The sequence below is a fragment of the Enterobacter sp. SECR19-1250 genome, assembly GCF_013391025.1.
Classification (GTDB): domain Bacteria; phylum Pseudomonadota; class Gammaproteobacteria; order Enterobacterales; family Enterobacteriaceae; genus Enterobacter; species Enterobacter cloacae.
Genome location: NZ_JACASJ010000058.1, coordinates 1 through 12,100 on the forward strand (window position 1 = coordinate 1; position 12,100 = coordinate 12,100).

13 protein-coding genes are annotated in these 12,100 nt (G+C 55.8%); 6 read left to right on the forward strand and 7 right to left on the reverse strand.

What is annotated here, in order from left to right:
- Window positions 1-108: 108 nt before the first annotated feature.
- Window positions 109-1,557, reverse strand: coding sequence for a tRNA uracil 4-sulfurtransferase ThiI (thiI, locus tag HX884_RS15455; protein ID WP_178328445.1), 1,449 nt, complete (start codon window positions 1,555-1,557; stop codon window positions 109-111).
- Between the two features lie 191 nt (window positions 1,558-1,748).
- On the opposite strand from thiI, the gene xseB reads away from it, so the two are divergent.
- From xseB to HX884_RS15475, 4 genes are all read left to right on the forward strand, one after another.
- On the forward strand, window positions 1,749-1,991 hold the full coding sequence (xseB, locus tag HX884_RS15460) for an exodeoxyribonuclease VII small subunit (RefSeq protein WP_178328446.1): 243 nt from the start codon (window positions 1,749-1,751) through the stop codon (window positions 1,989-1,991).
- A complete protein-coding gene (gene ispA / locus HX884_RS15465) occupies window positions 1,992-2,891 on the forward strand; it encodes a (2E,6E)-farnesyl diphosphate synthase (RefSeq protein ID WP_014830869.1) in 900 nt (299 codons plus the stop codon).
- A gap of 24 nt (window positions 2,892-2,915) precedes the next feature.
- Window positions 2,916-4,778 (forward strand): 1-deoxy-D-xylulose-5-phosphate synthase, encoded by a 1,863-nt coding sequence (gene dxs / locus HX884_RS15470; protein ID WP_178328447.1) that lies wholly within the window; start codon window positions 2,916-2,918, stop codon window positions 4,776-4,778.
- A 63-nt stretch (window positions 4,779-4,841) separates the two neighbouring features.
- Window positions 4,842-5,816, forward strand: coding sequence for an aldo/keto reductase (locus tag HX884_RS15475; RefSeq protein WP_013095841.1), 975 nt, complete (start codon window positions 4,842-4,844; stop codon window positions 5,814-5,816).
- Window positions 5,817-5,890: 74 nt separating this feature from the next.
- On the opposite strand, the gene thiL is transcribed toward HX884_RS15475, so the two are convergent.
- The 5 genes from thiL to nrdR all read right to left on the reverse strand — a co-directional run bounded on the left by thiL (window position 5,891) and on the right by nrdR (window position 9,496).
- Entirely contained in the window at window positions 5,891-6,862 is a 972-nt protein-coding gene (thiL, locus tag HX884_RS15480) for a thiamine-phosphate kinase (protein WP_013095840.1), read from the reverse strand.
- 77 nt (window positions 6,863-6,939) lie between these two features.
- Window positions 6,940-7,359: a transcription antitermination factor NusB gene (gene nusB, locus HX884_RS15485; protein WP_006809908.1), complete on the reverse strand. Its 420-nt coding sequence runs from the start codon at window positions 7,357-7,359 to the stop codon at window positions 6,940-6,942.
- Window positions 7,360-7,380: 21 nt separating this feature from the next.
- The gene (gene ribE, locus HX884_RS15490; RefSeq protein ID WP_003859098.1) at window positions 7,381-7,851 is read right to left on the reverse strand and encodes a 6,7-dimethyl-8-ribityllumazine synthase; all 471 of its coding nucleotides are present in this window, start codon (window positions 7,849-7,851) and stop codon (window positions 7,381-7,383) included.
- Between the two features lie 87 nt (window positions 7,852-7,938).
- On the reverse strand, window positions 7,939-9,042 hold the full coding sequence (gene ribD / locus HX884_RS15495) for a bifunctional diaminohydroxyphosphoribosylaminopyrimidine deaminase/5-amino-6-(5-phosphoribosylamino)uracil reductase RibD (protein ID WP_149896807.1): 1,104 nt from the start codon (window positions 9,040-9,042) through the stop codon (window positions 7,939-7,941).
- Between the two features lie 4 nt (window positions 9,043-9,046).
- Window positions 9,047-9,496, reverse strand: a complete 450-nt coding sequence (gene nrdR, locus HX884_RS15500; protein WP_008503337.1) for a transcriptional regulator NrdR — start codon at window positions 9,494-9,496, stop codon at window positions 9,047-9,049.
- Between the two features lie 152 nt (window positions 9,497-9,648).
- Here nrdR and HX884_RS15505 point away from each other — a divergent pair, with 152 nt between their 5' ends.
- A complete protein-coding gene (locus tag HX884_RS15505; protein ID WP_014830864.1) occupies window positions 9,649-10,188 on the forward strand; it encodes a DUF3251 domain-containing protein in 540 nt (179 codons plus the stop codon).
- Between the two features lie 271 nt (window positions 10,189-10,459).
- On the forward strand, window positions 10,460-11,338 hold the full coding sequence (locus HX884_RS15510) for a nucleoside-specific channel-forming protein Tsx (protein ID WP_058681199.1): 879 nt from the start codon (window positions 10,460-10,462) through the stop codon (window positions 11,336-11,338).
- Between the two features lie 78 nt (window positions 11,339-11,416).
- On the opposite strand, the gene HX884_RS15515 is transcribed toward HX884_RS15510, so the two are convergent.
- The gene (locus HX884_RS15515) at window positions 11,417-12,097 is read right to left on the reverse strand and encodes a YafY family protein (RefSeq protein WP_020686374.1); all 681 of its coding nucleotides are present in this window, start codon (window positions 12,095-12,097) and stop codon (window positions 11,417-11,419) included.
- Between the last annotated feature and the right edge of the window lie 3 nt (window positions 12,098-12,100).

A 12,100-nucleotide genomic window follows, 5' to 3' on the forward strand; every position in this document is an offset into this window, starting at 1 on the left:
AACCAGTAGATCACACTTCATCGTGCTTTTCATTTTTCTGGGGAACCCTCAGCCCCGTGGGAGAGGGTCGGGGTGGGGGCATCAAGCCACACACACCCCCACAAAAAACTACGGGCGATACACCTTCACATTCGCAAAGCCCTGCTCACGCAGGTACAGCGCCTGCAGGCGACTCATCACCCCACGCTCACACCACAGCAGGTATGTTTTGCTCTGGTCGAGGTCGCCAAATTTGGTGCTCAGCTTATAGAACGGCAGAGAAACCACTTCCACCCCTTCCACCTGTAGCGGCTTGTCGTCCTGCTCATCAACGGAGCGGATATCCAGAATCGCGTCGTTGGCACCGAAACCGCTCACGGTTTCAACTTCAACCACTTCCTGCTCGGTCTGCTGGGCAATCTCACGGATGTCGATGTTGGACGCTTCTTCCACCACTTTATCCAGAATGCTGAAATCGAAGTTCTCTTCTTCCGCTTCGATCTTCGCTTTTACCGCTTTGACCGTCGGGCTCTTCGAAATCACGCCGCAGTACTCTGGCATGGTGCGGGCAAAATCTTCAGTGCCGATTTCGCGCGCCAGATCGATGATGTGCTCTTTGTCATGAGAGATCAGCGGACGCAGGATCAGGGTGTCAGAGACATTGTCGATGAGACGCAGGTTGGTCAGCGTCTGGCTGGAAACCTGACCCAGCGCTTCACCGGTGACCAGCGCCTGCACACCGTAGCGTTCCGCTACTTTAGAGGCCGCACGCACCATCATACGCTTGAGGACCACGCCCATCTGACCGTCGTCCACTTTCTCCAGGATTTCGCCAACCACTGGCTCGAAGTTGATCGCCACAAAGCGCACGCGGTGCGAGCTGCCAAAGCGATTCCACAGATAGTGTGCCACCTGACGCACGCCGATTTCATGCGCCGCGCCGCCCAGATTAAAGAAGCAGTAATGCACACGGCAGCCGCGACGCATCAGCATGTAGCTGGAGACGCCAGAGTCGAAACCACCGGAAATCAGGGACAGGACATCTTCCTGGGTACCGATTGGGAAGCCGCCGATACCTTCGTAACGCCCTTTCACCAGCAGCAGGCGATCGTTTTCGATCTCCAGGTTCACGGTGACATCCGGGTTGGTCAGACGCACGCGCGCCGTTTCAACATGCTGGTTCAGACCGCCGCCAACGTAACGTTCCACCTCGATAGAGCTGAATTCGTGCTTGCCGCGACGCTTCACGCGCACGCAGAAGGTTTTGCCTTCGATCTGGTCGCGATACTGCACCAGCGCTTTTTCGAAGATGTCATGCAGGGAAGTGAACGGAACATCTTCCACTTCCAGAATATGGTGAATACCCGGAATACGGGTCAGCGCGTCGCGAATGTCCTGACGTTTGTTTTCATCTTTCGCGCGAACTTCAACGTGATCCCAGTGGCGCACCACGGCGAGGGTTGCGTCGTAGTGTTTTAAAACGTTACGAATGTTCCCGGTGAGAATTTTAATAAAGCGCAAACGCACAGATTGGCTTTTGATGGTGATTTCAGGGAACAATTTAATGATAAACTTCATGGCGGCAATGTTTCTTAGGCAAGCGTATTAAGGCTTGTAATGGAAAATAATATTACAGCCCACACCCGTGGCTGCATCCAGGCGCGCAAGTATACCACCATCGCGCCGTTCCTGTGCACATTGCGCGTTATTTGATAATTGCCCCGAGTCCGTTACCATGTCGGGGCTGAGAATATAAGAGTCAATTCACTATGCCGAAGAAGAACGACGCACCGGCCAGTTTTGAAACTGCGCTGAGTGAACTGGAGCAGATCGTCACCCGCCTTGAGAGCGGTGATTTACCGCTGGAAGAGGCGCTCAACGAATTCGAGCGTGGCGTGCAGCTGGCGCGCCAGGGGCAGGTTAAACTGCAGCAGGCCGAGCAGCGTGTGCAGATCCTGCTTTCCGATAGCGAAGACGCTAAGACAACGCCTTTCACACCGGACGGCGAGTAAATGGATTTTGCTAACGAGCTTCAGGCGCGAGTCATACGCGCCAACGACGCCCTGCGCCGTTTTATTGCGCCACAACCTTTTCAGAACACTCCACTGGTTGAGGCCATGCACTATGGCGCACTCTTGGGTGGAAAGCGCCTGCGCCCGTTCCTCGTCTACGCCACAGGCAATATGTTTGGTATCAGCGATACTACGCTGGACGCCCCGGCTGCCGCCGTTGAGTGCATCCATGCCTACTCGCTGATCCACGATGATTTACCGGCGATGGATGATGACGATCTGCGTCGCGGTCAGCCAACCTGCCATATTAAGTTTGGCGAAGCGAATGCCATCCTGGCGGGGGATGCCCTGCAAACGCTGGCATTCTCTATTCTGAGCGATGCGCCGATGGCAGAAGTCAGCGATCGCGACCGTCTGGCAATGGTTTCCGAGCTGGCGATGGCCAGCGGCGTTGCCGGAATGTGCGGTGGGCAAGCGCTGGATCTGGAGGCAGAAGGACGTCAGGTTAATCTGGAACAGCTGGAGCGTATTCACCGGCATAAAACGGGCGCACTCATCCGTGCCGCCGTACGCCTGGGCGCACTGAGCGCGGGTGAACAGGGGCGCAAAGCCCTGCCGATTCTGGACAGATACGCAGAAAGTATCGGTCTGGCGTTCCAGGTTCAGGATGACATTCTGGATGTGGTGGGCGATACTGCAACATTGGGTAAACGTCAGGGTGCGGATCAGCAGCTTGGCAAAAGTACCTACCCCGCCCTGCTGGGTCTTGAGCAAGCCCAGCGTAAAGCCCGGGATCTGATAGAGGAAGCCCGCCAGTCGCTGAATGAACTGGCCGCGCAGTCTCTCGATACCTCGGCACTGGAAGCGCTAGCGGACTATATAATCCAGCGTGATAAATAAACACACTATCTCGATGAGCCTTTGATGAGTTTTGATATTGCCAAATACCCGACACTGGCGTTAGTTGACTCCACCCAGGAGTTGCGTCTGTTGCCGAAAGAGAACCTGCCGAAGCTGTGCGACGAGCTGCGTCGCTATCTGCTCGACAGCGTAAGCCGCTCCAGCGGACATTTCGCCTCCGGGCTTGGCACGGTCGAGCTGACCGTTGCGCTGCACTACGTCTACAACACCCCGTTCGATCAGCTCATCTGGGACGTGGGCCATCAGGCCTATCCACATAAAATTCTGACGGGTCGTCGCGATCAAATTGGCACGATCCGCCAGAAAGGCGGCCTGCATCCGTTCCCGTGGCGCGGTGAGAGTGAGTACGATGTTTTAAGCGTCGGCCACTCCTCCACCTCCATCTCTGCGGGTATCGGTATTGCCGTGGCCGCCGAAAAAGAGAACAAGCAGCGCCGCACCGTCTGCGTGATCGGCGACGGCGCCATCACCGCCGGGATGGCCTTTGAGGCCATGAACCACGCGGGCGATATCAAGCCGGACATGCTGGTTATCCTGAACGATAACGAAATGTCGATTTCCGAGAACGTCGGCGCGCTGAACAACCATCTGGCACAGCTGCTCTCCGGCAAGCTTTACTCCACGCTGCGCGAAGGCGGCAAGAAAGTCTTCTCTGGCGTACCGCCAATCAAAGAGCTGCTCAAGCGCACCGAAGAACACATCAAAGGCATGGTCGTGCCGGGCACACTCTTTGAAGAGCTGGGCTTTAACTATATCGGCCCGGTTGATGGGCACGACGTGCTGGGGCTGGTCACCACGCTCAAGAACATGCGCGACCTGAAAGGCCCGCAGTTCCTGCATATCATGACGAAGAAAGGCCGTGGTTACGAACCGGCGGAAAAAGATCCGATCACTTTCCACGCGGTACCTAAATTCGATCCGACCAGCGGTTGTCTGCCAAAAAGCAGCGGCGGTATGCCGAGCTATTCCAAAATCTTCGGCGACTGGTTATGTGAAACCGCGGCGAAAGACAACAAGCTGATGGCGATCACCCCGGCTATGCGTGAAGGTTCCGGCATGGTCGAGTTCTCCAAAAAATACCCTGACCAGTATTTTGACGTGGCGATTGCCGAGCAGCACGCAGTCACCTTCGCGGCGGGTCTGGCGATTGGTGGATACAAACCGGTGGTGGCGGTCTATTCCACCTTCCTGCAACGCGCCTACGATCAGGTGATCCATGACGTTGCCATCCAGAAGCTGCCGGTGCTGTTTGCTATCGACCGCGCAGGCATCGTGGGTGCTGACGGCCAGACGCACCAGGGTGCATTCGATCTTTCGTTCCTGCGCTGCATCCCGGACATGGTTATCATGACGCCAAGTGACGAAAACGAATGTCGTCAGATGCTGTATACCGGCTATCACTACCAGGATGGTCCAAGCGCGGTTCGCTATCCACGCGGTAACGCGGTAGGCGTTGAGCTGCAGCCGCTGGAAAAACTGGCGATAGGTAAAGGTCTGGTGAAACGTCGCGGTGAGAAAGTGGCAATTCTGAATTTTGGCACCCTGATGCCAGAGGCCGCTAAGGTCGCTGAAGCGCTGAATGCCACTCTGGTGGATATGCGCTTCGTGAAACCGCTCGATGAATCCCTGATCCTGGAAATGGCAGAAACCCATGAGGTGCTGGTGACGCTGGAAGAAAACGCCATCATGGGCGGCGCAGGTAGCGGCGTGAACGAGGTGCTGATGGCGAACCGTAAAGCCGTTCCGGTACTGAACCTTGGTCTGCCGGATCACTTCATTCCGCAAGGTACTCAGGACGAAGCCCGCGCGGCAATTGGCCTGGACGCCGCTGGTATTGAAGCCAAAATTCGTAGCAGGCTTGCCTGATCCTTCCCCTTTTCCGCTCCTGCTATGCTTAAACGTATTGTTTAAAAAAGCAGGAGTGGAACCATGCAATACACGACATTAGGAAAAACGGATCTTAACGTTTCCCGACTTTGCCTGGGCTGTATGACCTTTGGCGAGCCTGACCGGGGTAATCACGCCTGGACGCTGCCGGAAGAGAGCAGCCGCCCTATCATCAAACGCGCCATTGAAGGTGGCATTAACTTCTTTGACACCGCCAACAGCTACTCCGACGGCAGCAGTGAAGAGATCGTCGGCCGTGCCCTGCGCGATTTTGCGCGTCGTGATGAAATCGTCGTCGCCACCAAGGTCTATTACCCGGTGGGCGATCTGGCTGAGGGGCTCTCTCGCGCCCAGATCCTGCGTTCCATTGATGACAGCCTTCGACGCCTGAACATGGACTATGTCGACCTGCTGCAAATTCACCGCTGGGATTACAACACGCCCATTGAAGAGACGCTTGAAGCGCTCAACGATGTGGTGAAAGCCGGTAAAGCGCGCTACATCGGCGCATCGTCTATGCACGCGTCGCAGTTTGCCCAGGCGCTGGCTCTGCAGGCGCAACATGGCTGGGCGCGCTTCGTCACCATGCAGGATCACTACAACCTGATCTATCGCGAAGAAGAACGCGAGATGCTACCGCTCTGCTATCAGGAAGGCGTGGCGGTGATCCCGTGGAGCCCGCTGGCACGTGGTCGCCTGACCCGTCCGTGGGGGGAAACCACGGCCCGCCTGGTATCGGATGAAGTAGGAAAAAATCTTTATTCCAGTACAGAAGCCAGCGATGCGTTAATTGCCGAACGGTTAGCCGGGATCGCCGACGATACCGGAGCCACCCGCGCCCAGGTCGCGCTGGCATGGCTGCTGGGTAAACGCGGCGTCGCGGCACCGATTATTGGCACTTCGCGGGAAGAGCAGCTTGATGAACTGCTGAATGCGGTGGATATCACGCTGACGCCGGAGCAGATTGCCGAGCTGGAGACACCGTATCAGCAGCATCCGGTGGTGGGGTTTAAGTAATCCCTCTCCCTAACCCTCTGATACGTAAGCCGGGTAAGGCGAAGCTGCCACCCGGCAGTACAGATCGCACAACATCACCCGAAGTGATCGTACCCTTTCCAGTCCAGCGTAACGGGCGCACCATCTTTCACAAACTTCAGCCCTTCACTCTCCGGCATGATCTGGCCGATACAGGTAAATTTCGCGCCGAGATGCGCTAACGCCACGTCCAGCGTCCCACGGTTGAGCTCAGGCACGGTAAAGCACAGCTCATAATCTTCGCCGCCGGAGAGCGCCCAGCGCAGCGCCTGCTCAGGCTCGACGTGTCGAAGCAGCTGCTCTGATAGCGGGAACAGATCCAGGTCAACGCGCGCGCCGACACCGCTGGCCTTCAGAATATGACCGAGATCTGAAATTAACCCGTCCGAGAGGTCGATAGCTGAGCTTGCCCGTTCGCGTAGCGCCTGACCGTGAAGAATACGCGGCGTTGGCCGCAGATGGCGTTTGACCAGATACGCCGCGTCGTCAGTATCGTTCACGGTTAAGCGATCCTGAAGGATCGCCAGTCCCGCTGCGCTGTCGCCCGGCGTACCGGTGACGTAGATCCAGTCGCCAGGTTTCGCCCCGGAGCGTTTCAGCGCGCGTCCAGCCGGCACATAACCGTGGATCGCGAGCGTCATCGATAGCGGCCCCGCCGTGGTATCGCCGCCAATCAATTGCATGTCGTAGTAGTTAAGCTGCTCAAACAGAGCGTCACTAAAGGCTTCAAGCCAGGGTTCATCGACCTCTGGCAGCGTCAGGGCCAGCGTTAACCACGCCGGATCGGCCCCCATCGCGGCCAGATCGCTCACGTTGACCGCCAGCGCTTTATACGCCAGATCGGCAGGATCGATATCAGGTAAGAAATGGCGCCCGCACACTAAGGTGTCGGTGCTGATTGCCAGCGTCTGTTTTTCGGGAATATTGAGAAGTGCACAGTCATCGCCAATGCCGGTTTCAACATCAAGACGAGAGGTTCTGACACGGTCGAAATAACGGGCAATCAGGGAGAATTCGCCGCATGCCATACGTTATGCCTCAGCAAATAAAAGAAAAAACCGGAGCCGCACTGCCCGTCAGGCAATGCAGAGCTCCGGTTTGCGGATCACTTTTTGTGGGGACGGATCGCAGGTGCTGCTTTATCAAGAACGCCGTTTACAAACTTGTGGCTGTCTTCAGCGCCGAAGGTTTTCGCCAGTTCGATCGCTTCGTTGATGGCCACTTTGTACGGCACATCATCACGTTTAGACAGCTCAAACAGCGCAATGCGCAGCACTGCTTTTTCTACCTGACCCAGCTCTTCGAGCAGACGGGAGAGATAGGGTTTCATCAGACCATCGAGATACGCGCTATTAGTCGCCACTCCCGACAGCAGTTCACGGAAGTACAGGACGTCAACATCTTTCACGTCCTGTTCTGACAGGAACTGGTATTCAACATCAGCGATGTCGTTCTGGGACAACTGCCAGGAGTAAAGTGCCTGAACGGCACATTCACGGGCGCGGCGACGAGCAGCAGGTTTCACGGAATTCCCCTTACAAAAAAATCAGGCCTTGATGGCTTTCAATACATTGATCATTTCAAGCGCGGTCAGTGCAGCTTCTGCACCTTTGTTACCGGCTTTAGTGCCAGCACGTTCGATGGCTTGTTCAATACTTTCAGTGGTCAGCACGCCGAACGCGACAGGAATTTCAGCGTCCTGTGCAACGTGCGCCAGACCATTGCTTGCACCGCCCGCAACGTATTCGAAGTGCGCAGTGCCGCCACGAATAACGGTACCCAGCGCAATCACCGCGTCGTATTTACCGGTTTTCGCCAGCGCGCCCGCTGCCAGTGGCAGTTCGTAAGCACCTGGAACCCACACAACGGTAATGTTGTCATCTTTAACCTGGCCGATACGTTTCAGGGCGTCAACCGCACCTTCCAGCAGGCTATCGTTGATGAAGTTGTTGAAACGCGCAATGGTGATGGCGACGCGAGCGTCCGGGGTAGCTACAGCAGCTTCAATAATGTTCATACTCTTCCTTTACGGGTTCATTTGGCCCCGCAGGGGGGCGGATTTTATCATAATACTTTGCGCACTGCTTCCCTATTTCAGAAGCAATTACGCTGTCGTTAAATGGAGGCAAACATCCGGCCCCACCGGACGAATCTCGCTAAATTTGAGTTGTGGTGCATCGGCCAGTTTTTCAAGGCCGGGCAGCACAAACAGGCCACGCGCGTCGCTACCCAGCAGTTTAGGCGCAACGTAGACAATCAGTTCATCGACCAGACCTGCCTGGAGCAGTGCGCCTGCCAGCGTCGGGCCGGCTTCCACCCAGATGCTGTTCACCTGCTGCTTACCCAGCAGCATCATCAGCACCACGAGATCCAGATGACCGTTGTGCTCCGGCACCATAATGCTGCGCACGCTTTCCGGCCAGTCGCGTGAATCATCTTTTGTGCGGGCAATCCAGGTTTCACCGGGCTGCTGCACAATGCGGTGTTCAGGCGTGACGCGGTTCTGGCTATCAATGACAATACGCAGCGGCTGACGCAGGTTTTCCTGCGGATACAGCGCCTGGGTATCGGCATTCAGTTCGTTCCAGCGCACGGTCATGGCCGGATCGTCCGCGAGAACCGTTTCACTGCTGGTGAGGATAGCATGGCTTTGCGCACGCAGACGTTGCACATCGCGCCTTGCCTGCGGCGAGGTGATCCACTGACTTTCGCCGTTCGCCATCGCCGTGCGGCCATCCAGTGAGGCGCCCAGCTTGAGCTGAATATACGGGAACCCTGTACGCATGCGCTTCAGGAAGCCTTTGTTAATCGCTTCCGCGTCCTGCATCATCAGGCCGTGGCTAACATCGATCCCTTCCTGCTGCAGACGGTACAGACCACGTCCGGCCACCTGGGGATTAGGATCCTGCATCGCAGCGACAACGCGTGACACTCCCGCCGCGATCAGCGCTTCACAGCATGGCGGCGTGCGCCCGTGATGGCTGCATGGCTCAAGCGTCACGTAGGCCGTCGCTCCGCGCGCTTTTTCACCCGCCATACGCAGGGCATGCACTTCAGCATGGGGCTCGCCCGCGCGGTAGTGGAAACCTTCGCCCACGATCTCGCCATCTTTAACAATGACGCACCCGACGTTGGGGTTGGGATGGGTGGTAAATCGACCGCGCTGCGCCAGCTTCATGGCGCGCGCCATGTACATCTCATCCTGCATGGACTTAATCCTGTAAGCGGGCGATCTCTTCGCCAAACTCTTTGATATCTTCGAAACTGCGGTAGACAGAGGCGAAGCGGATATAGGCAACCTTATCGAGCTTTTTCAACTGCTCCATCACCAGATTGCCGATCATCTTGCTGGGCACTTCACGTTCACCCAGACCACGAAGGTAAGATTTAATGTGGTTTAACGCCATTTCGACGTCATCCGCGCTGACGGGGCGTTTCTCCAGCGCTTTGAGCATTCCGCTGCGCAGCTTCTCTTCGTTAAACGGCTCGCGCACATCGTTACTTTTTACCACGCGCGGCATGACCAGCTCTGCCACCTCAAAGGTCGTGAAACGCTCGTTACATACCAGACACTGCCGACGGCGGCGTACGGAAGACCCTTCGCCCACAAGACGAGAATCGATGACTTTGGTATCCACAGCGGAGCAGAATGGGCAATGCATACGGTATCCCTGTTATCTGGTTAACTGACTTTCATTTTACCCTGAACTGGCCTGACAACAAAGGAAGAGCTTTTTGAGACAAAGGATCTATGTCTGTCGGGATGATGCTGGCTACCATTACGGTGATCCGTTATTTCAAGGAATTAAACGCAATGACAAGACGTTACCTGAAAATTCTGCTGGTGGGGAGCCTCTTCACCCTTAGTGCCTGTGCACAGCAAACCGAAGTTCGCCAGATGAAACAGAGCGTGAATACGCTCAATACGGCGATGGACAAACTGAACAAAGAGACCGTGAAGATCACCCAGCAAAACGCGCTGAATGCAAAATCCACCAGCGGAGTGTATTTGCTGCCGGGGGCCAACACCCCTGCCCGTCTCAACAGCCAGGTTGGCACGTTAAAAATGTCGCTGGTGAATGTGGCGGCAAATGCGGATGGTACTCGCGCAACATTACGCATTCAGGGTGAGTCCAACGATCCGCTGCCAGCCTTTAGCGGCACCGTCGAGTGGGGCCAGATCCAGGGCACCACCGAGAATTACCAGGAGGTGAACGTGAAGAATCAGCTCTTCACCGCCCCGGCCAGTGTTTTAGCGCCGAGTGATGTGGATATTCCGCTTCAGTTAAGCGGCCTTACGCCCGATCAGTTAGGCTTTATCCGCATTCACGACATCCAACCCGCCGCACAGTAATCCCCCTCCTTTTGAGCGGAGTGAAATGTCACTCCGCTAACATTTACATTTCGTATGGATTGGCAACATAAATGATTGCCGCTACAATCCCGGCCGTTTAAAGTACGCAAACGTGAACGCAATCGATTACGCGTGTGAGAGATATGTGAAACAACACATATTTTTGTGAGCAAGGATTCCTATAATAGGCTCCGCAGAAACACGAAATATTTAGAAACGCAATTCGCGCATTTTTCACTCCCGGAAGGGAATTTCAATCAGTGGCATGATTATGAAAAAAACATTACTCGCAGCCGGCGCCGTGCTGGCATTGTCCTCCTCTTTCACTGTTAACGCAGCGGAAAACGATAAACCACAATACCTCTCCGACTGGTGGCACCAGAGCGTTAACGTGGTCGGCAGCTACCACACCCGTTTCGGACCTCAGATCCGTAACGATACCTACCTGGAGTACGAAGCGTTCGCCAAGAAAGACTGGTTTGATTTCTACGGCTATATGGATGCACCGGTCTTCTTCGGTGGTAACACCGACGCAAAAGGTATCTGGAACCACGGTTCCCCACTGTTCATGGAGATCGAACCGCGCTTCTCTATTGATAAACTGACTGGTACCAGCCTGGCGTTTGGTCCGTTCAAAGAGTGGTATTTCGCGAACAACTATATCTACGACATGGGCCGTAACAAGTCCGGTCGCCAGAGCACCTGGTATATGGGTCTGGGTACCGACATCGACACGGGCCTGCCAATGAGCCTGTCTCTGAACGTGTACGCTAAATACCAGTGGCAGAACTACGGCGCTGAAAACGAGAACGAATGGGATGGCTACCGTTTCAAAGTGAAATACTTTGTGCCAATCACCCAACTGTGGGGCGGCAACCTGAGCTATATCGGCTTCACCAACTTTGACTGGGGTTCAGATCTGGGTGATAAGAGCGGTTACGCTGAGAACGGTATTAAGCAGCGTACCAACGATTCCATCGCTTCCAGCCACATTCTGGCGCTGAACTACGATCACTGGCATTACTCTGTTGTTGCGCGTTACTGGCACAACGGCGGCCAGTGGAACGACGACGCTAAACTGGTATGGATGAACGAACACGTCCGTTCTACCGGTTGGGGTGGTTACCTGGTAGTGGGTTACAACTTCTAATCGTGTGATTGTTGCCGGGTGGCGCTGACGCTTACCCGGCCTACAAAACCTGTGCGGGCTGCCTCTCCCCGTGGCTTGTTACTGCTTCACCTTGCGCAAAAAATCCGCCAGCGATCGGTCTGCACTCTCACTAAAGCGCCTTTCCGTAAGGACAATTTTGAGGCATCTGTCGAGACGGAAACAGCGATAGTCATCGCGCAGTTCACACCATGACGCCAGTAGCCAGCGTTCTCCCCAGAAAAACAGCCCCAGCGGCTGAACCTCACGCGTTGAAAATTGCCCCGCTTCGTCACGATAATGCAGCACCAGCACGCGCTGGGCCGAGATCGCCTGATGTATGACATCAAAATCACTGCGGGAGTGGCTTTTCATGCCAAAATCCGGGGCATAGATCCGCGTCTGCTCTGCCTTTCGGCGGCTCTCTTCGGGCAGGATCGCGAGCACTTTCTCCTGTGCCGACTCCAGTTCGCGCGACAGCGACTCCCCGCCCCAGGTGGTAAGCAGACGAATAGCCACGATCAGCGCCTCAGACTCCTTGTTTGTCAGCATCAGCGGCGGCAGGTCAAACCCCGACATCAGCCGGTAACCGCTCCCCGCTTCGCCCTCCACCGGCACGCCGGAAAGCGACAGGTCGCGGATATCGCGGTATACCGTGCGCTCAGAAACGCCGAGCCGGTCCGCAAGATGCGCTGCCGTTGTCAGACGTCGGCCCCGCAGGATCTGTACTATCTGAAACAAACGGTCAGCGCGTCGGGTCATTTT